Annotated in this window: 20 protein-coding genes and 2 pseudogenes; 20 read left to right on the forward strand and 2 right to left on the reverse strand. The window is 65.1% G+C overall.

From position 1 onward, the window contains the following. Positions 1–79 precede the first annotated feature (79 nt). The 4 genes from RZS28_RS11200 (at position 80) to RZS28_RS11215 (ending at position 3584) form a co-directional block, all read left to right on the forward strand. A complete protein-coding gene (locus tag RZS28_RS11200; RefSeq protein WP_407337838.1) occupies positions 80–529 on the forward strand; it encodes a hypothetical protein in 450 nt (149 codons plus the stop codon). After that, positions 526–960 (forward strand): hypothetical protein, encoded by a 435-nt coding sequence (locus tag RZS28_RS11205; RefSeq protein ID WP_407337839.1) that lies wholly within the window; start codon positions 526–528, stop codon positions 958–960. Before RZS28_RS11200 ends, RZS28_RS11205 begins: the two co-directional genes overlap by 4 nt. Before the next feature lie 738 nt (positions 961–1698). After that, complete coding sequence (locus RZS28_RS11210; protein WP_407337840.1) at positions 1699–2010, forward strand: DUF736 domain-containing protein; 312 nt, start codon at positions 1699–1701, stop codon at positions 2008–2010. A gap of 383 nt (positions 2011–2393) precedes the next feature. Next, a complete protein-coding gene (locus tag RZS28_RS11215) occupies positions 2394–3584 on the forward strand; it encodes a DUF932 domain-containing protein (protein WP_407337841.1) in 1191 nt (396 codons plus the stop codon). 183 nt (positions 3585–3767) lie between these two features. Here RZS28_RS11215 and RZS28_RS11220 read toward each other — a convergent pair whose 3' ends face one another. Continuing rightward, on the reverse strand, positions 3768–4004 hold the full coding sequence (locus RZS28_RS11220; protein WP_115835217.1) for a helix-turn-helix domain-containing protein: 237 nt from the start codon (positions 4002–4004) through the stop codon (positions 3768–3770). A 228-nt stretch (positions 4005–4232) separates the two neighbouring features. On the opposite strand from RZS28_RS11220, the gene RZS28_RS11225 reads away from it, so the two are divergent. From RZS28_RS11225 to RZS28_RS11300, 16 genes and pseudogenes are all read left to right on the forward strand, one after another. Beyond that, entirely contained in the window at positions 4233–4496 is a 264-nt protein-coding gene (locus RZS28_RS11225) for a DNA -binding domain-containing protein (protein WP_407337842.1), read from the forward strand. Between the two features lie 154 nt (positions 4497–4650). Further along, positions 4651–4866 carry a transcriptional regulator domain-containing protein gene (locus tag RZS28_RS11230; protein ID WP_407337843.1) on the forward strand — a complete coding sequence of 72 codons (216 nt, stop codon included), beginning with the start codon at positions 4651–4653 and terminating at the stop codon, positions 4864–4866. Beyond that, positions 4811–5440, forward strand: a complete 630-nt coding sequence (locus RZS28_RS11235) for a DUF2285 domain-containing protein (protein WP_407337844.1) — start codon at positions 4811–4813, stop codon at positions 5438–5440. Before RZS28_RS11230 ends, RZS28_RS11235 begins: the two co-directional genes overlap by 56 nt. 213 nt (positions 5441–5653) lie before the next feature. Next, the gene (locus RZS28_RS11240; RefSeq protein WP_407337845.1) at positions 5654–5971 is read left to right on the forward strand and encodes a helix-turn-helix transcriptional regulator; all 318 of its coding nucleotides are present in this window, start codon (positions 5654–5656) and stop codon (positions 5969–5971) included. Between the two features lie 12 nt (positions 5972–5983). Then, positions 5984–7153, forward strand: a complete 1170-nt coding sequence (locus RZS28_RS11245; RefSeq protein WP_407337846.1) for a replication initiator protein A — start codon at positions 5984–5986, stop codon at positions 7151–7153. Further along, positions 7150–7790 (forward strand): annotated as a pseudogene (gene parA / locus RZS28_RS11250) (ParA family partition ATPase). The gene RZS28_RS11245 and the pseudogene parA overlap by 4 nt, the downstream one beginning before the upstream one ends. Further along, a complete protein-coding gene (locus RZS28_RS11255; RefSeq protein ID WP_407337847.1) occupies positions 7787–8548 on the forward strand; it encodes a DNA-methyltransferase in 762 nt (253 codons plus the stop codon). Before parA ends, RZS28_RS11255 begins: the two are co-directional and overlap by 4 nt. Beyond that, the gene (locus RZS28_RS11260) at positions 8545–8799 is read left to right on the forward strand and encodes a hypothetical protein (RefSeq protein ID WP_407337848.1); all 255 of its coding nucleotides are present in this window, start codon (positions 8545–8547) and stop codon (positions 8797–8799) included. The genes RZS28_RS11255 and RZS28_RS11260 overlap by 4 nt, the downstream gene beginning before the upstream one ends. Beyond that, positions 8796–9317, forward strand: a complete 522-nt coding sequence (locus RZS28_RS11265) for a DUF2840 domain-containing protein (RefSeq protein WP_407337849.1) — start codon at positions 8796–8798, stop codon at positions 9315–9317. Before RZS28_RS11260 ends, RZS28_RS11265 begins: the two co-directional genes overlap by 4 nt. Beyond that, entirely contained in the window at positions 9314–9859 is a 546-nt protein-coding gene (locus RZS28_RS11270; protein WP_407337850.1) for a S26 family signal peptidase, read from the forward strand. Before RZS28_RS11265 ends, RZS28_RS11270 begins: the two co-directional genes overlap by 4 nt. Before the next feature lie 35 nt (positions 9860–9894). Then, positions 9895–10230 carry a DUF736 domain-containing protein gene (locus RZS28_RS11275; protein ID WP_407337851.1) on the forward strand — a complete coding sequence of 112 codons (336 nt, stop codon included), beginning with the start codon at positions 9895–9897 and terminating at the stop codon, positions 10228–10230. Positions 10231–10414: 184 nt separating this feature from the next. Next, positions 10415–11167 (forward strand): lytic transglycosylase domain-containing protein, encoded by a 753-nt coding sequence (locus RZS28_RS11280; RefSeq protein ID WP_407337852.1) that lies wholly within the window; start codon positions 10415–10417, stop codon positions 11165–11167. Next, positions 11164–11532, forward strand: coding sequence for a hypothetical protein (locus tag RZS28_RS11285; RefSeq protein ID WP_407337853.1), 369 nt, complete (start codon positions 11164–11166; stop codon positions 11530–11532). Before RZS28_RS11280 ends, RZS28_RS11285 begins: the two co-directional genes overlap by 4 nt. After that, positions 11522–13258: pseudogene (locus tag RZS28_RS11290) on the forward strand (relaxase/mobilization nuclease domain-containing protein). Before RZS28_RS11285 ends, RZS28_RS11290 begins: the two are co-directional and overlap by 11 nt. Before the next feature lie 41 nt (positions 13259–13299). Beyond that, entirely contained in the window at positions 13300–15285 is a 1986-nt protein-coding gene (locus tag RZS28_RS11295; RefSeq protein ID WP_407337854.1) for a conjugal transfer protein TraG, read from the forward strand. A gap of 7 nt (positions 15286–15292) precedes the next feature. Beyond that, complete coding sequence (locus tag RZS28_RS11300) at positions 15293–15733, forward strand: CopG family transcriptional regulator (protein WP_407337855.1); 441 nt, start codon at positions 15293–15295, stop codon at positions 15731–15733. 73 nt (positions 15734–15806) lie between these two features. Here RZS28_RS11300 and RZS28_RS11305 read toward each other — a convergent pair whose 3' ends face one another. Next, entirely contained in the window at positions 15807–17873 is a 2067-nt protein-coding gene (locus tag RZS28_RS11305) for a hypothetical protein (protein ID WP_407337856.1), read from the reverse strand. Between the last annotated feature and the right edge of the window lie 27 nt (positions 17874–17900).

A 17900-nucleotide genomic window follows, 5' to 3' on the forward strand; every position in this document is an offset into this window, starting at 1 on the left:
CTTCCCTTCCCAGCAGACGGAAATCCGGCCGCGCGGCTTGGGCCGCGCGGCCGGCTGACCTCGACAGCAGGACATCATCATGCCGACTCACAAGGACAGGCGCGCTGCGATGGCGCGCATGGAGAGGGCGCGCGCCGAGACCGCCCGCCATCTCGACATCATCGAACATCAGATCGCGGCCCGCGCCGAGCGGATGGTCATCACCTTTCGCTCCAAGGCCCGGCAATTCGGGCGGGGCAAGGGCGCCTGGACGCCGCTGGACGAGCGCCTCTATCGCGAGAAGCTTGCCATGTTGCGCTTCAGGCGCCGTGCCGAACTCGACGATTTAGCCTGGAAACTAGCCCGGCAGAGCGCCGCCGTTGAGGCGTTTCGGTTGCGGCCGCGCCTCGATCCAAGGGCGATGCCACGGGGCACCCCCACCTTTCCCGTCGACAGAGGCATCGGTTGGAGGGAGAATCTGGTCGTTCGATCCCAAGCAAGTTCGACCTGGCGAAAGGCGGTCGGCGGCAATGAAGGAGGCGGATCATGATCATTGCGATCATCGCGTGTGTGGTGCTGATCGGCATGCTTTGCGTGCTGGCCTTCAATCTTGCCACCTACGCCGTGCCTTTCATGGCCGGACTTGCGGCCGCCCGGTTCGCCTATCACACCGGCTCCGGGCTGATCGGCGCGGGCCTTGTCGGTTTTGTGGCCGGACTCGCCGTGTTCGGGGTGCTGGTGTTCCTGTTCGCGGCCCTGCGCCCGCCGATCCTGCGCATCGCCATCGCGCTGATCTTCGCCGCACCTGCCGCCGTCGCGGGCTATCAACTCGTGTGGGGCATCGCCCACGAATACGTCCCCTCGGCCATCTGGCAGCAACTCTTCTGCATTACGGGCGGGGTGTTCGTGGGCGTCTCGGCGCTCTTGCGATTGATGGCTGCTGGCGATCCACTTGCGAACCAGGGGCTGAGCCGACCCTGACGTAGAAGTAGGTCGCGATTGGGCGTTGCCCTTCGGGCCGCGCTCTTGGCTGCGCCGGAACCACATAGGCGTGTTTCCGCCATTCGGCTTCGATCGCTAACGCAAGAGCAGCGGCCGGGTTCTCTCGCACGACGAAGCCCCACTCGGATGATCGAGCCTTTGGGGGGCCTCAGTCGCCGTTGCGACAGGACTCATGAGATCGGGCACGCCATCCTTGGCCTCGACCAGGCTGATGTAGAGCGCGACGCAGCGGACCGGCAGCAAGACGGAACGAGATCGTGGCCGCCGTTCGAGGACATCTTCTGCCGCATCACCGCATTCGATGGAGCCGCGAAAGCATCTTGCCACGACCGCGCTCTCATTCGCCCAAGCATGCGGGGGCGGCTCTTGCCGTTGAAGGTCAGGGTCTCAGACCAGCTCGGTTCCGCTTGCCGGTCTTGGCGGCAACCGATGTTGTTGCCTGTCGTGTTCCGGAGATTTCCATGCGCGCCGCCCAACTGCGGCCTCGAATGGATTGGGTCTGACCGAAGACCGGCTGCGCCTCGCTCGTCTTCCCGCAACTGCCGTCGCCAACTTTTTTCCGCCGCCTGCGGCTTTGCATCGCGAAGCAAAAAAGCCGTCGCCGGCCGCCTTTCACTGACGTTCCAGCCCTGCCGGGTGCGGGCCGATCGTCCCCGGTCGGCCGACCCCCATCGAGGCCGCGATGGGCGCGGTCCGATTGGAAAGAGGAACACGATAATGGCAACCATCGGCAGCTTCACCAAGACCGACAATGGCTTCGCAGGATCGGTCAAGACCCTGACCCTCAACGTCAAGGCCAAGTTCGTCCCCGCCGAAGGCGAAAACGAGCGCGGCCCCGACTACCGCATCTTCGCCGGCGCCACCGAGTTCGGCGCGGCCTGGAAGAAGACCGCCCGCGAGACGCAGCGCGAATACCTCTCCGTCAAGCTGGACGATCCGAGCTTCCCGGCGCCGATCTACGCCAGCCTGGTCGAGGCCGAGGACGGCGAAGGCCACAATCTCATCTGGTCCCGCCGCAACGGCGACTGAGGCCGAATACCTCAAGGAGCCCCGCTCACCCGAGCGGGGCTTCGTCATGTTCAGAACCCCGCCGCCTCTCAGTGAATACGGAAATCAGGATGTCAGGTTTTGCGCCGTTCCGGCTTTGCACATCCTGATCGGCTCTTGATCCCGGCTCCCGCTGGCGCTCCCGCCGGCCCGGATTTCCTAGGGGCTCCGCCCCCGCGCGGCGCAAGGGATCGCTCACGCTCGGCCGGGACGGTCTCCCCAGCCTTCCGCGGCTTCGCCTTGTGCAGGCCGGGCGATCCCCCTCCGTCCCGGCCGCCCTTGCACCTTGCTACCCCGGTCTCGCCGACGGGCAGGGTTGCAGCGCAGCGCTGCGCTTCAACCCAAGCCCACTAGGAGTAAAGACCATGAACACCTTGACCCTAAACCAGCAGCCTGTTTCCTCCGGCTTTCGCGTGGACGTATCGCGCGGCGAGCGGATCGGCCGCGTTTCCTCGGAATGGTTTTCCCGGCCCGATGACGAGCGCTATCTGAACCTCACCGAGCTTTACGACACGGTACGCCGCCGCGCCGAGCGCGCGCATGCCCGTACCGTGGAGAGCCGCGCCGTGCGAGTGGAGGCGAGCCGGGACGATGCGGAACGCTTGTCGCTGATCGTGCCGGGCCGTGACGAGCCGGTCTCCCCGACGCATTGGAGTTTCGGGCAGTTGTGCAGCCTTGTGAGCGCGCCCGCGTCCTACATGCGCCAGCTTCCGGCACCGCTGGCCGGGATCAACCTGCAGCATGGTTTGCTGTCGCATCGCGCCGAATTGGTGAAGACGCTTGAGGCAGACGATGGGCGGATAGAGCTACGCGCCGTGACCGGCCCGGATTATGGCCGCATCTGGGATCATGAGCTTGTCGCCGCCGTGATGAAGATCGCGGGCAACGGCACGGGCGATACCCGCTGGAAAGTACCGGGTGTGCTGGATTGGACGACCATGATGCACAATCCGTTCGTCGACGTGACGAAGGACACGACGACTCTGTACGCCAGCGACCGCGACGTGTTCCTGTTTCTGGTCGACGACACCCATCCTATCGAGGCGGGCCGCCTGCCGAATGGCGAGCCGGACCTCTATTTCCGGGGCTTCTATGCGTGGAATAGCGAAGTCGGATCGAAGACCTTGGGCATCGCCTCTTTCTATCTCCGCGCGGTTTGCCAGAACCGCAACCTGTGGGGCGTCGAGGGTTTCGAGGAAATCAGCATCCGACATAGCAAATTCGCCGCGCAGCGTTTTGCTCATGAGGCCGCGCCCGCGCTGACCAGCTTCGCCAACTCCTCCCCCGCGCCGTTCGTCGCCGGGATCAAGGCGGCGCGGGAGCGTGTCGTCGCCCGCACCGACGAGGACCGGGAAAGCTTCTTGCGCAAGCGGGGGTTTTCCAAGCCGGAAACGACCAAGATCATCGAAACCGTGCTGGACGAGGAAGGCCGCAAGCCGGAAAGCATCTTCGATTTCGTGCAGGGCATCACCGCGCTCGCTCGCAGCAAGACCAATCAGGACACCCGCCTAGACCTTGAAGGCAAGGCGAAGAAGCTGTTGGACCGCGCCGCCTGAATTCGGCAGAGCCGTGCAGCCGTAAACCCGGTTGCACGGCTTTACGCCTTTCAGCTTCCCCGCATCATCAAATTTTCCGCCGATCCGCAAACCCGGATCGGCGGGTACGGCCGCGCCCGTGCCACGGCCGCCGCTCGCCGGGCTGCGCCCGGCTCGCGAATGCACGTCGCTCACGCTTTGGACTTATGGCGACTCGGTCGGCGCCTTCGGCGCCGACCGCTGGATCAGTTCAGCCGCTTCAACATGGAGCGCCTGCGCGATCCGTCCCAGCACCGTCACGCTGGCGGACACGTCAGCACGTTCGATCGCGCCGACATACCGGGCGCTCAATCCAGCACTCTCTGCCAGCTCTTCCTGCGTCATTTGTTTCGCATGACGTAACCGACGCAGATTGATCGCCATGACCTCCTTGAGATCCATGGCGACAAGGGAGCCGAATTAGGAACTATCGTTCCAGGAACGATAGTTCCGATTCGTCAGGAGCCGTGCTAGTCTCGACCGAGCCGAACGCCGCTCTTGTCGGCATTGGTGATGCACGCGATGCCTCACACGCATCAGTATAGTGCCTCGAATCGGCACATCACTTGCGTAGTGTTGTGATTATTTTGTGGTAAAGTTTTGCTGATTGGACCTTGGGGGAGGCCCGACATGGCGACGCTATCCTTCGACGACCACCCACCCCAGACAGAGCGCGTGAACGCTTACGACGAACGGCACTTCGTGACCTATCTCCGGCTCCTTGACGCCGATGAGGAAGGCGCGGACTGGCGCGAAGCAGTCCTGATCATCTTCGGCCTCGACCCGGCACGCGAACCGGATCGGGCCAAAAGGGTCCACGACAGCCACTTGGCGCGCGCCCGTTGGATGACGGAGTGCGGTTACAGGCATCTTCTTGAACCGCGAATGCAATAGCCGCCGACAACCCGAGTTGCTGTCGGCAACTTCAAGTATGTTACGCAACCGGCAGTCGCGCGCGATGCAACCTTCGGGTCTAGTTTCAGCTCGCAGTTTCAAGATCGTGGGTGTTTCCCCTCGCCGAATGAGGGGCCAGTCAAGGGAGGCACCCATGCCCATATCCTTCTGGCGGTCATCGGATGCGATCGAACAACTGAACCGCCTCGAACGTCCTGGTTTCGCCCTCGAATTCCTGCGCCGCAACACCGGCTATCGTCACGACTACAAGCGCACCCTTCGCCAGATCGCGCGCGGCCAAGCCGACCCGGGCAGTGCCCGGTCCGAGCTGGCGCGCCGATGGGGGTTGCGGTTTTGTCCACGACCCTGACGCGCTCGCCGGGCGGGAGCCGGCGCTCTGGCGGCCGGAAGTCTCGCCCGGCACAGTGATCCTCACGTCGGCCCCGCCCGGGTTCGATACCGTCGCCGTCTTCGACCCCGCCGTCCTGGGGCCGGTTCTCGCCGATCATACCGACGCGGATGGTCGCGAGGTGACTATCGGCGCCCCCTCTGGCGAGTTGCACATCTGGCTACAGGACGCCGATGCTGCGAGCCGCCCGGCTGTGATCCTTCCAGTCGACAGCATGTTCGAGCTGCGCCTCGACATCGCCCTGCGCCTCGTTCGGCGGCTTCGGGGCCGGCGGATCAGCCTGATGCCGCGCGCCCTTCAACTCACCCTGATGCAGAAAGCCCGGCTGATCCAACTTCTGCACGCCTTCGACCTGCGGGCGGAGGGAGGCAAACCACGGGACGTCGCCACGGAGGTGCTCGGCGCGACCGTCGAGGCGGCCCTTCCCTCGATCGAATGGAAAAGCTCCGCGGCCCGCCGAAAGGCGAACCGCTTGATCCGTGATTCCGCCGCCCTCGTGAACGGCGGCTATCTGCGCCTGCTGCGCGGCGGCTGACACGGGTCACACTCCCCCCCTTCTACGCCATTCTTCTACGCCGGGCCGCGTCGGCATGTGCCGGACCCGCCTTGTATCGTCCTGGCCGCGCGCCAGGGGGGACATCACTCCGCGAAAATCTTCGTCCTCCTCCTGCGCCAGTCTTCTTCGCCACCGTGATCCCGACACGCCGCGCTTTGGCTGCGGCGTCCTCGACAGACACGGAGGCTACCAATGCCCGACAGGCTCGCGGAGATCTCGGCCCGCTATGTCAGGACCCACGAGGCGGCGCGCCTCCTCGGTCTTTCGGCGCGCACGCTGGAAAAATATCGCTGCCACGGCAGCGGCCCGACCTTCCGCAAACTTGGCGGCCGCGTGGTCTACGCCATCGACGATCTCGAAGCCTGGGCCGACCAGGCGGCGTGCCGTTCGACCTCCGACCCGCGCTACGACGAGGCGCGCGCCGCCGGGCGGGTCGATACGAATAGCCAGGCCGCCGGCCATCATCCCAAGCCATCGGCGTCGGCTTCCGCCGGCCAATATCGCCGCTGAGGACGCGCAGCGATGTCGCGCCGCCTCATCACGCCCAGCGAGCGAAATAAGCTCGACCCCTTCGTCGTGGCAACCGGCGACGCTTCCCCGCGCGATCAGCGCGACCTGATGGAGCGCCCGTTCTTCTCATTGGGCAAGGCCAAGCGCACCACGCCAATCCTCTATGAGGCCGGCGGCACGCGTGTCGAGGTTTATGCCGTGCCCGAACATGGCATGGCGACCATTTGGGATGCCGACGTGTTGATCTGGGCGGCCAGCCAGATCGTCGAGGCGGAGAACCTCGGCTTCAAGACGTCCCGCTTCCTGCGATTCACGCCCTACCAGCTCCTGATGGCGATCGGCCGGCAGACCGGCGCGCGCGACTACAAGCTCCTGAAGGGCGCGCTCGCTCGCCTGCAATCGACCGTCATCCGCACCACCATTCGGCAGAACGAGCATTGGCGCCGCCATCAGTTCTCCTGGATCAACGAATGGGAGGAATGCACGACCCGCGACGGCGGCGTCGAAGGCATGGAGTTCGTGCTGCCCGACTGGTTCTACCGCGGCGTCATCGACCGCTCGCTGGTTCTGACCATCGACCCGGCTTATTTCCGGCTGACGGGAGGCATCGAGCGCTGGCTCTACCGCGTCGCCCGCAAGCATGCCGGCCGCCAGAAGCAAGGCTGGCTCTTCGACATCCCCCATCTCCACGAGAAGTCCGGCAGTCTGGCGAAGGTCGCGGATTTCGCGTTCGACATCCGCCGCATCGTCCTGCGCCAGCCGCTGCCCGGCTACCGCCTTCGGAGCGAGCGCGACGGCCGGCGCGAGTTGCTGCGCATCCTGCCCGCCCGATTATCCACAGGGCCTGTGGATGGCGCTGTGGAAACGCTCGGGACTTCGGGCGTGACCGCTATCGGGACTTCGGGCGTGGCCCTATCGGGATTTCGGGAGTGCCGAGGGCAGTTAACGCTTTGGCCCGAAACGACGATTCCGGGCTTTAACTTAGAGTCTAACCAAGAATCTAACTCTTCTTTGTTGTTGGGCGATGTGGAAAACATCTCCAACCGGCGTCAGCTCAAGCCGGACGCCGTGCCCGCAATCAATACATCCGACACGTCTTTCCGTAAATCCGGCTTTACGGCTGACAATACTTCCGAACTACCGCGCCTCTCCTTCGGCCCCAAGCCAGGAGGGGCGAAGTGATCGTCGCGCTCCTCAACCAGAAGGGCGGCGTCGGCAAGACGACGCTGGCGCTGCATCTTGCCGGCGAATTGGCTCTGCATGGCCGGCGCGTCACCCTGATCGATGCCGATCCCCAAGGCTCGGCTCTCGATTGGTCGCAGCAACGCGCGCGGGAGAACCTCTCACGGCTGTTCGGGGTGATCGGCCTTGCACGGGACACGCTCCATCGTGAGGCGCCCGAACTCGCGCGAACCGCCGACCACATCGTCATTGACGGACCGCCGCGCGTCGCCGGGCTGATGCGCTCGGCGCTGCTCGCCGCCGACCTGGTGCTGATCCGGTGCTGCCGTCGCCGTTCGACGGCTGGGCCTCGGCCGAGATGTTGGCGCTGCTCCGCGAAGCCCGCATCTATCGACCCCACAGCTTGCCGCCCGCTTCGTGCTGAACCGTTGCGCCGCGCGCACCGTCATCGCCCGCGAGACGGCGGAAACGCTCGCCGATCATGACCCGCCGGTGCTCACCAGCACCATCGGCCAGCGCGTCGTCTTCGCCGATGCCGCGCAATCCGGCCGCCTGGTCTTCGAGCCTGGCCGAGCAGAGCGCCGCCGCCCGCGAAATCGCGGCGCTTGCCGCCGAGATCGCGAGGCTCTCGCCATGAACGAGCGCCCCGTCAACATGGTGCTGGCCGGCGATTGCCGCGCGCTGATGCCGGCGCACGGTCCGTTCGATCTGATTATCGCCGATCCACCCTATGGCGACACCTCGCTCGCCTGGGACCGGCGCGTCGATGGCTGGCTGCCACTCGCTCACGCTGCGCTGAATCCGTCCGGCTCCATGTGGGTGTTCGGCTCGCTCCGGTGCTTCATGGCGACGGCTGCGGCGCTTCATGACGCCGGCTGGAAATACGCGCAGGAGATCGTTTGGGAGAAGCAAAACGGCTCCAGCTTCCACGCCGATCGCTTCAAGCGCGTGCATGAGTTGGTTGCACAGTTCTATCGCGCCGACACGGCCTGGGCCAACATCTACAACGACGTCCAGACGACATCGGACGCCACGGCCCGCACTGTGCGGCGCAAGCAACGTCCGCCGCACACCGGCCATATCGAGGCCGGTCACTATGTCAGCGAGGATGGCGGGCCGCGCCTCATGCGCTCGGTCATCTATGCCCGGAACGCACACGGCCACGCAATCCATCCAACCGAAAAACCCTCGGGCCTGATCGAAATCCTCATCCGCACGAGTTGCCCGCCGGATGGCCTGGTCGACGATTGGTTTGCCGGCTCGGGCGCAGCGGGCGAAGCGTGCCGGCTTTCCGGACGCCGTTATCTCGGCTGCGAAATCGATCCCGACATGGCCGAGCGTGCGCGCTCGCGCATCGCCGGCGTGCTGCCCTTCCGTGACGGAGGGGCCGCATGAGTGAGCGTCCGAACAGGCGCGGCTTCGCCTCCCGACCGGGCGACGCGGAAAGTTGGATCAAGGCGCCCGATGCCTCGTCGCCTCGCGCGACTGACGCCGCTGGTTTCACCGCGCGGCTGACGATCGACATCACGCCGGCGCTGCGCGGCCGGATCAAGATCGTCGCCTTCCAGCGCGGCGCCACGGTCGCCGACATGCTGCGTGACCTCCTCGCCCGCGAATTCCCTGTCGATCCCGGAGAGTCGTCATGAACGACAACGAAAAGGCCCCCGTGTTGCGCGTCGTGCCACCCTCGCATCGGCGCGCCGTGCCCCTGACTCATGTCGAGCTGACGTGGATCGAGAAGAAGATCGAGTTCTGGCTTCGCTTCGGCCGCCGCGCCGAGGAGAAGATTCTCGACCGCCGCCGCAGCATTTCCAGCTTCAGGCCCGGCAGCATCTTCGCCTTCGTGCGATGGGCGTCGAACGACTTCGGCACGGTGATTTCGCGCATGGACATCGTGCGCACCGTCGCACCCGGCGAGCGCTATCAGACGCTGCCTTTCGTTCGGCCCGGCGGCGAAATCCTGCTGCGCGTCGACGGCTGGCCCAAAGTCGAGCGGGTGCTGCAGTTCATCGACGCGGTCGAGGCGCTCGATGTCGATCCGGCCGACGCGGCTCCCGAATATTGGCGTCACCTCCACAACCGTCTCGCCGCCGGCCACGAGCCGCGCGCCTATAGCCGCGAGCAGCATGACGCCTGGCTCAAGCGCCGGAGCGTCACGCTATGACCCGCTTCGGCTACGTCATGACGACGTACTTCGCCATGCTCGCGATCGGCGGCCTGGCCTTCGTTCATCCCGCGCCCCGGCTGATCTGGAACGCCACCGCGAGCACGCCGACCGGGCTCTATGCGCTGCGTCCGGTCGGCCGCCTCCATACGATGGAGCTGGTCGCGGTCCGGCCGCCCGAACCGATCGCGAGCTTCCTCGCCGATGGCGGCTTCCTGCCCAAGGGCGTGTCGCTGCTGAAGCACGTCATGGCATTGCCCGGACAGACGGTCTGCCGCACCGGCGACGCCATAACCGTTGACGGCATCGCCGCCGGCGATGCGCGCGACCGCGATCATCTGGGCCGCCCGCTGCCGAAGTGGGACGGCTGCCGGACCATCCACACGGGCGAAGTCTTCCTCATGAACCCGACCGTCCCGGACAGCCTGGATGGCCGCTACTTCGGCCCGCTTCCCACCACCTCGATCGTCGCTCGCGCGGTCCCGCTCTGGACCGACGAGGACGGCGACGGCCGCTTCGTCTGGCGCGCCGCCACCGACTGAACCCGTCATTCACCCCACCGCCAAGGAGGCAAATAATGGCACAGATCGGTCAGTTCACCCGCAGCAAGTCCGGCTATTCCGGCCGCATCCACACGCTCTCGCTCGACGCCGAGCTGGTGCTCGTGCCCGCCGAGCACAGCGATACCGAGAATGCGCCGGACTATCGCATTCATCTCGGTGACGGTGACGGGCCGGAGGTCGGCGCCGGTTGGAAACGTACCGGCGAGAAGGCCGGCGACTACGTCTCGCTGGTGCTCGACGATCCAGCCCTGACGCAGCCAGTCCGCGCCAACCTGTTCCAGTCGACCGATGACAATTCGATCTGGATTCTGAACTGGAACCGTCCGCCCAAGCGCGGCGAGCGGGACTGACGGCATGCGATACGTGTTCCTGATCGCGTGCGGGATGGTCCGCCGAACCCCCATCCCTTTGTTCGCGGAAAGACCGTCTCATCCCTTCGTCCCGCTCGACGATCCGTCGGCCGTCGCGCGCAGACGAGGTCAAGGGCGGCCATCGGCCGGCGCTTGCGCCTTGCCCTTGACGGAGGCGAGCACGATGGCCCGCTGGCGTCGTGGCGGAGACAGGGCATGCTCCCGTTTCGCGCTCTATCTCCTTGTCGGCCTGGTCGTGATCGGCGCGCCCATGCTGTCCGCTTCCGCACAGGCAGCGCCGGCGGAACGGCATGCGGCAAGTGATCCCTATGCCGCGCATGTGGCGGAAGCCTCGCAGCGATTCGGCATTCCAGCCGCCTGGGTAAGCGCCGTCATGCGCATCGAAAGCCGCGGTGACAGGCGCGCGATCTCGTCCAAAGGTGCGATGGGCCTCATGCAACTCATGCCAGAGACCTGGGTGGGATTGCGCGCGCGGTATGGCCTCGGCCGTGATCCCTTCGATCCGCACGACAACATTCTGGCTGGCGCGGCCTTCCTGCGCGAGATGTATGACCGCTACGGTTCGCCGGGCTTCCTCGCGGCATACAATGCGGGTCCCGGCCGTTACGAGGATTACCGCGACCGACACAGGCCGCTGCCGCCCGAGACGCTGGCCTATGTCACGGCCCTCGTCCCTTTTGTCGATGGCGGCGAGATCGCTGGGCCTGTTCTCCTGGTGGCCTCCGATCCGTCGTCCTGGACACAGTCTCCGCTCTTCATCGTGCGCGCTGATGGCGCAAGAAGCGCAGATCGAGCGTCGCCCGATCGTCCGTCACCTGGCGCTTCGGCTGCCGTCCCGGTCCGCGATGTCTCAGCTATCGCGCCGCGGTCGGAGGGCCTGTTCGTCGCTCTATCAACGACGGGGCGTCCGCAATGACCGGCCATCGTTCGCACAATCAAGCGGGCGATAGATGCGCTCCCGTCTGCATCTACGTTGCTGCGATCGTGCATGTATTCGTCGGGCCGCGGGCTTCGGCCTCCGGTCAGCGAGAATTCGTGCTCTGGCGTATATTGGCGCGGATTGGCGAAGAAGAGACAGCAGGCAGGGGAGACGAGCAGGCACCAACCGAACGAGGGCAGGATAAAAGCCGGCAATGTGCGGCTCGGTCGGGGTATTGTTTTTCTTGGGCTATTTCACTGTTCCGGCAAGGTGCGCCCGATCCGCGCAATGTGCGCGCCGATACCAACTTATTGCTGAGACTGTTCTTTCTGCACATTGCCGAGGACGGCGATGGCGCGTGACGACAATTTCCAGATCCGTCCGGGCCGCATCCGATCATCCCGCGCTCAACGGACGAAGCCGTTCATCGCCCAAGCCCTCGCCGCCACCCAGAAGGCGGGCGGGCGGATCGGCCGAGATGGCCCGATCACAGGCCGTCGCGGCTCCCGCTTTGGCCGGGGCCGGGTCGCCGCCGTTCAGGCCAACCGGCTGCTCACCAGCCGCTCGCGTGGCGCCGTGGTCAAGGGGCGCTTCCTGCGCCATGCGACGCAGCGCGGCAAGCTCACCGCCCATCTTGGCTATCTGCGCCGCGAGGGCGTCACTCGCGACGGGGAAAAGGCGAAGCTGTTCGGTCCAGGCACCGAGGATGCCGACCCCAAGGACTTCGCCGAGCACTGCGAGGATGATCGGCACCATTTCCGCTTCATCGTCTCACCCGACGACGCGGTGGAGATGGCGGACCTCAAGGGCTTCACTCGCGACCTCATGGCCCAGGTCGAAAAGGACCTCGGCACGAAGCTCGATTGGGTCGCCGTCGACCACTGGAACACCGAACATCCGCACGTCCACATCATCATCCGCGGTCGCACCGATGACGGGCAGGACCTGGTCATCGACCGGGACTACATCAAGCAGGGCATGCGCGACCGCGCCCAGGACCTGATCACGCGGGAGCTGGGGCCGCGCACCGATCAGGAGATTCGGCGGACACTCGAACGGCAGATCGATAGCGAGCGCTGGACCAATCTCGACCGGCAGCTTTCCCGCGACGCTTATCGTTCCGGCGTCATCGACATGGCGCCGCATGCCGATCGCCAGCCCGATGAATTCCATGCGCTGAAGGTCGGTCGGTTGCGGAAACTGGAGTCGCTCGGCCTCGCCGATCAGATCGGTCCGGGTCAGTGGGCGCTATCGGAAAATGCCGAGGCGACGTTGCGCGACCTCGGCGAGCGCGGCGACATCATCAAGCGCATCCACCGTAGTCTGACCGAACGCGGCATCGAGCGCGGCGCGGCGAGCTATGTGCTGGCCGGCGAGAGCCTCGACGTTCCCGTCATCGGCCGCCTGGTCGATCGCGGCCTCGACGACGAGTTGAAGGGCTCGGCCTATGCCGTGGTCGACGGCGTCGATGGCCGCACCCACCACGTCAAGCTGCCCGATCTCGACGCCGCCGGCGATAGCGCGCCGGGCTCGATCGTCGAGTTGCGCAAGTTCGATGACGCGCAAGGGCGGCGGCGGGTGGCCCTGCTGTCCGCTCGGACCTCTCGATCGAACGGCAGATCACGGCGACGGGCCACCTGGCTCGACCGACAAGCAATCGCGCGGGAGCCGGCGGCCCTCGGCCAGGCCGGATTCGGCGCTGAGGTCCGCGACGCGATGGAGCGTCGTGCCGAGCAGCTCATCGGGCAAGGCCTCGCAGAGCGGCAGGCCAGCGGCATTACCTTCAGCCGCAACCTGATCGATACGCTGCGCAAGCGCGAGGTTCAGGCGCTTGGAGACAAGCTCGCTGCCGAGACCGGCCGGCCGTTCAATTCATCCGCCACCGGCGAGTATGTCGCCGGCACCTATCGGCAGCGCATCGCGCTCGCCTCCGGGCGCTTCGCCATGATCGACGACGGGCTCGGCTTTCAGCTCGTGCCCTGGTCACCGTCCCTCGAAAAGCAGCTCGGCCGCCATGTCTCCGGCGTCGCCCGCGACGGCGGCGGCATCGACTGGGATTTCGGCCGGAAGCGGGGGCTCGGCCTGTGACCACCCCATCCGTCCAGCGACTTCACGAAAGAACGACCGCCATGTCCGCCACCAAGATCCTCTGGGGCCAGGTCCTCACCGTCTTCGCGATCATTCTGTTGACCATGTGGGCCGCGACCGAATGGACGGCTTGGCGCCTGGGCTTTCAGCCCGAGCTTGGTCGTCCCTGGTTCGAGGTGCTCCACTTCCCCTTCTATCGGCCGCCAGCTTTTCTGTGGTGGTGGTTCGCCTACGACGCCTATGCGCCGTCGATCTTCATCGAGGGCGCCTACATCGCCGCATCTGGCGGCATCATCGCGGCCGCCGTCGCGATCGGCATGTCGGTTTGGCGCGCCCGCGAGGCGAAAAACGCTGAGACCTATGGTTCGGCCCGCTGGGCGCAAACGAAGGAAATCGAGCAAGCCGGATTGCTCGGACCCGACGGTGTGGTGCTCGGCCGGCACGAGGGCACCTATCTCCGCCATGACGGGCCGGAGCATGTGCTGTGCTTCGCGCCGACCCGTTCCGGCAAGGGCGTCGGCCTGGTTATCCCCTCGCTGCTGACCTGGCCGGGCTCGGCCATCGTCCACGACATTAAAGGTGAAAATTGGCAGCTCACCGCCGGCTTTCGCGCCCAACATGGTCGTGTCCTGCTGTTCGATCCGACCAACGTGAAGTCGTCCGCCTACAATCCCTTGCTGGAGGTCCGCCGCGGCGAATGGGAGGTGCGCGACGTGCAGAACATCGCGGACATCCTGGTCGATCCGGAGGGGAGCCTGGAGAAGCGAAATCACTGGGAGAAGACCAGCCACGCGCTCCTGGTCGGCGCGATCCTGCACGTCCTTTATGCCGAGGCGGACAAGACGCTCGCCGGCGTCGCGGCCTTCCTCTCCGACCCGAAGCGGCCGATCGAGTCGACGCTCGCCACCATGATGAAGACCCCCCATCTCGGCGAGGCGGCCGTCCATCCCGTCGTCGCGTCGGCTGCACGCGAGCTGCTGAACAAATCCGCCAATGAACGCTCGGGGGTGCTGAGCACCGCGATGTCGTTCCTGGGATTGTACCGCGATCCCGTGGTGGCGGAGGTGACGCGGCGCTGCGATTGGCGCATCGCCGACATCGTCGGCGGAGATCGCCCGACCACGCTCTACCTTGTGGTGCCGCCATCCGACATCAGCCGCACCAAGCCGCTGATCCGTCTGATCCTCAACCAGATCGGCCGCCGGCTGACCGAGGACCTACAGGCCAAGGCCGGGCGGCGGCGGCTCCTCCTGATGCTCGATGAGTTCCCGGCGCTCGGCCGGCTCGACTTCTTCGAGTCGGCGCTCGCCTTCATGGCGGGCTACGGCATCAAGAGCTTTCTCATCGCGCAGAGCTTGAACCAAATCGAGAAGGCCTATGGGCCGAACAATTCGATCCTCGACAACTGCCATGTGCGGGTGAGCTTCGCGACCAACGACGAGCGTACCGCCAAGCGCGTGTCCGATGCGCTCGGCACCGCGACCGAAATGAAGGCGATGAAGAACTATGCCGGCAGCCGGCTGTCGCCTTGGCTCGGCCATCTCATGGTCTCCCGCTCGGAAACCGCGCGGCCGCTGCTCACGCCAGGCGAGGTGATGCAGCTCCCACCAAGCGATGAGATCGTCATGGTGTCGGGCGTCCATCCGATCCGGGCGAGGAAGGCCCGATACTACGAGGACGGGCGTTTCCAGGAACGCATTCTGCCGCCGCCCATGCTCGCGAGGCCGAAAGCTGCGCGGCCCGACGATTGGAGTTCGCGGCCGTTGCCGCCGCGCCCGGAAATCGCAGAGCCACCCCAGGGCGAACAGGCGGAGGATGACGATCCGACGACGGCGGATCGGCGGCGGCAGCCCGAGCTGGACCCGACGAAATCCGTCGAGAAGAAGGAGCCACTCGACAACGAGTTCTCGCCGGATACTGCCGACGAGCTGGAGGAGGATGCTCCGCGCGTCCGACGGATGAACGATCTCATGCAGGGCGTCGCCCGGCTGGCGCCGCTCGATCGCAGCGACGATCTCGGCATGTGAGGCAAGCATGGCCGCGCCGAAGAAGAAGACCCAGATCTCGGTCTACCTCGATCCGGAAGTGATGAAGACCCTGTCGGCCTACGCCGCGCGGCGCGAGCAGCCGATGTCGTTGATCGCCGAGGCCGCCATCGCCTCCTTCCTCTCCCCCGACGCTGACGAGCGGCGCGAGGCCGCCATTGCCAAACGCCTCGATCAACAGGATCGGCGCCTGGCACGGCTCGAGCGCGATGTCGGCATCGGTGTCGAGACCCTGGCGCTGTTCGTCCGGTTCTGGCTGACCACCACACCATCCCTCCCCGAGCCGGCGGCCCAGGCGGCGCGAGCAAAGGCCGGGGCTCGATATGACAGCTTCGTCGCTGCCCTCGGCCGCCGGCTCAATCAGGGACCTAAGCTGCGGCAGGAGATCCCGGAGGATGTTGAGACTCAGTATGGCAATGAGGGATCATGAAGATCAGATCAGCTGAACCTTCTGTGGTGTGATAAGGCCGGCCCGATTCTTCCGAATCGGGCCGGGTTTTGTTTCATTCCGCTGCGTCGGCTTCGGGCGAGGAATTGGGGTGGCTCCAATCATCCGCGGCGTCTTCATCAACATCGGCGTAGGGATCAGTCTCCGCAGCGTCATCGTCGTCATCGAGACCGGCCGTTACGCTGCTGGTCTTGGTTCCATAAGCCTTGCGGAATGTCCGCGCCCACACCACCATTTCCTCGTCGATACGGCTCAAAAGTTCTCGCCATGAATCGGTAAGACGAGGCTCTACACCACGGGCCTCCACGACTGGCTGATCATCATCTCCGACCACTTTCGTCAGTCCGGTGAACGCCTGATCCACTCCGTCGAGGGCCCGGCCCAACGCTGCCAACGCATTGTGATAACGATCCGTAGCGGTATCGCCCGGCCTTGCCGCCCTCGCCCTGCCAGGCGGAGGAAACTCGTTGCGCAAGTAAATGTCACTCACCATCTGATCCGCAGAACCGTCGGCGAGATGCTTGACCTGACCAGACTCGTCAACGGCGCGCAGAGGTGCGCCGGTTTCGAAGTCCCGCAATGCCTGACCGAGCTGATGGACACCATGCAGAGAACGTCGCATCGCATCGAGAACCTCTCCGGGGGTCCGGCGATCAGGCTGGTCATTGCCAGACGATCCCCGGTCGGCGTTCAGGCGCCCCGAGACGACGAGCGGATAAGATGCACGAACTGCCAGTTCCAATGAAGTCGGACCAGGCTCTTCCGTCGCGCCAGACCCGATGGCTTCGCGAACTTCAGTGAGTGCTTCCTTCACCAACTGATCGGTTGTTCGTCCGGTGGCTTCCCATGACGCGCGATGAGTTGACTTCCCGAAAGCGTGGCGCAAGTAACGCCGGATCTGATCAACCTTGCCGGGATCATCCGCTACGGCTCTGAGGATCAACGCAGTAGCCAACTCGTTCATGAGCTTCGGAGTAATGCGCTTGCGTGTCGACTGACTGGTGACCGCAACCCGGATCGCCTCATCAACCCTGTCGTCCTTGGTCGTGAACAGATAGACGATCTGCGCAGCGCGCAGAACAGGGTCTTCCGGGAGATGAGCGGCCCGTGCTTCCGACCGAGTGCAGGAGCCAGCGAAATAATCGCGCTGCGTCGACGAAATCAAATCCCGCCGATGCAATTCATCCAGCACCTCGTCGGCAAGCGACTCGTTTTCGGGACCTTCTCCCCATGGCTTCGGCGGATCAACGTGGCGGAGGGCAACAAGAGATTTTACCGCCGTCGGAAAGCCGGTGCTTCCAGAAGCATGAGGACGAAAGCCGAGGAGAATCAGAGCCGGAATACGCTCGCAACGAAGTGCAACCACCGTTTCTTTGTTCCGTTCGCCCCGATCGAAGGCTTCGTTCAGCTTGCGAATATGAGCACGAAACCTGGCATCATTGTCATCATAAGGCACATCGGCGGAGTGAATGCCGAGAAGGCTATGAACGGCCGTATCTCTCGATGACCCTTCCACGGTTGTCAGCGTCGTCGCGGGCGCAGACCCGTCGGAGTGCTGATAGGTGGTGGCAACAAGCCAAACCGCCTCCATCACGCCCTGGGACTCAATGGACGTCCGCCAATCGTTCTCGGCGAGGACAAACGCCGCAGCCTGCTGGGCCGCCCAGGTAAGGTGGTGCCGGCTTTCGATGTCCACCACCAGTTCCGCCTTTTGTGGCTGGGTCTGATCGAGGACGCGGGGTTCGGGCACCGGACGAAACTTCGAATCTTCGCCGCCAGTCCCAGGATCGATAGCGAAGGGGTGGCGGCGGGAAGGAAGCGTGCGAGGGTTGCGTGGGTCGGGCATCGTCCGGCGAGCCCATACGCTCGTCCTGATCCCGAGCAGCGTTCCTCCCGGCACAGGAATCTTTTCGACATCTGGGTCGGTTGGTTCGCCGATGGACTTGCGTACTTCCGAAGGGTCGACAACAGCGGCGGCGATGGCCGATGCTGAAGCCTCGGAGAGGCCAAATGCATCGACCAGACGTTCGGCAAGGGTCTGACGCGCTTTCGCATGGGCATATTCGGGAAGGCGCTCGACCGGGCGAGGAAGGATATGGGCGTCGATGACTGACTGGTTCATTGAAATCTCCTTGGCGGGCAATTCGGT

This window comes from Methylocapsa polymorpha, from assembly GCF_045689225.1.
Classification (GTDB): domain Bacteria; phylum Pseudomonadota; class Alphaproteobacteria; order Rhizobiales; family Beijerinckiaceae; genus Methylocapsa; species Methylocapsa polymorpha.

Coding starts and splice junctions, on each gene's coding strand:
- RZS28_RS11265 (WP_407337849.1), top strand. CDS start 8,796: ATGAACGACAACGAAAAGGCCCCCGTGTTGCGCGTCGTGCCACCCTCG.
- RZS28_RS11220 (WP_115835217.1), bottom strand. CDS start 4,004: ATGGATCTCAAGGAGGTCATGGCGATCAATCTGCGTCGGTTACGTCAT.
- RZS28_RS11245 (WP_407337846.1), top strand. CDS start 5,984: ATGTCGCGCCGCCTCATCACGCCCAGCGAGCGAAATAAGCTCGACCCC.
- RZS28_RS11295 (WP_407337854.1), top strand. CDS start 13,300: ATGTCCGCCACCAAGATCCTCTGGGGCCAGGTCCTCACCGTCTTCGCG.
- RZS28_RS11280 (WP_407337852.1), top strand. CDS start 10,415: ATGGCCCGCTGGCGTCGTGGCGGAGACAGGGCATGCTCCCGTTTCGCG.
- RZS28_RS11275 (WP_407337851.1), top strand. CDS start 9,895: ATGGCACAGATCGGTCAGTTCACCCGCAGCAAGTCCGGCTATTCCGGC.
- RZS28_RS11230 (WP_407337843.1), top strand. CDS start 4,651: ATGCCCATATCCTTCTGGCGGTCATCGGATGCGATCGAACAACTGAAC.
- RZS28_RS11300 (WP_407337855.1), top strand. CDS start 15,293: ATGGCCGCGCCGAAGAAGAAGACCCAGATCTCGGTCTACCTCGATCCG.
- RZS28_RS11215 (WP_407337841.1), top strand. CDS start 2,394: ATGAACACCTTGACCCTAAACCAGCAGCCTGTTTCCTCCGGCTTTCGC.
- RZS28_RS11205 (WP_407337839.1), top strand. CDS start 526: ATGATCATTGCGATCATCGCGTGTGTGGTGCTGATCGGCATGCTTTGC.
- RZS28_RS11240 (WP_407337845.1), top strand. CDS start 5,654: ATGCCCGACAGGCTCGCGGAGATCTCGGCCCGCTATGTCAGGACCCAC.
- RZS28_RS11255 (WP_407337847.1), top strand. CDS start 7,787: ATGAACGAGCGCCCCGTCAACATGGTGCTGGCCGGCGATTGCCGCGCG.
- RZS28_RS11210 (WP_407337840.1), top strand. CDS start 1,699: ATGGCAACCATCGGCAGCTTCACCAAGACCGACAATGGCTTCGCAGGA.
- RZS28_RS11305 (WP_407337856.1), bottom strand. CDS start 17,873: ATGAACCAGTCAGTCATCGACGCCCATATCCTTCCTCGCCCGGTCGAG.
- RZS28_RS11260 (WP_407337848.1), top strand. CDS start 8,545: ATGAGTGAGCGTCCGAACAGGCGCGGCTTCGCCTCCCGACCGGGCGAC.
- RZS28_RS11270 (WP_407337850.1), top strand. CDS start 9,314: ATGACCCGCTTCGGCTACGTCATGACGACGTACTTCGCCATGCTCGCG.
- RZS28_RS11225 (WP_407337842.1), top strand. CDS start 4,233: ATGGCGACGCTATCCTTCGACGACCACCCACCCCAGACAGAGCGCGTG.
- RZS28_RS11285 (WP_407337853.1), top strand. CDS start 11,164: ATGACCGGCCATCGTTCGCACAATCAAGCGGGCGATAGATGCGCTCCC.
- RZS28_RS11200 (WP_407337838.1), top strand. CDS start 80: ATGCCGACTCACAAGGACAGGCGCGCTGCGATGGCGCGCATGGAGAGG.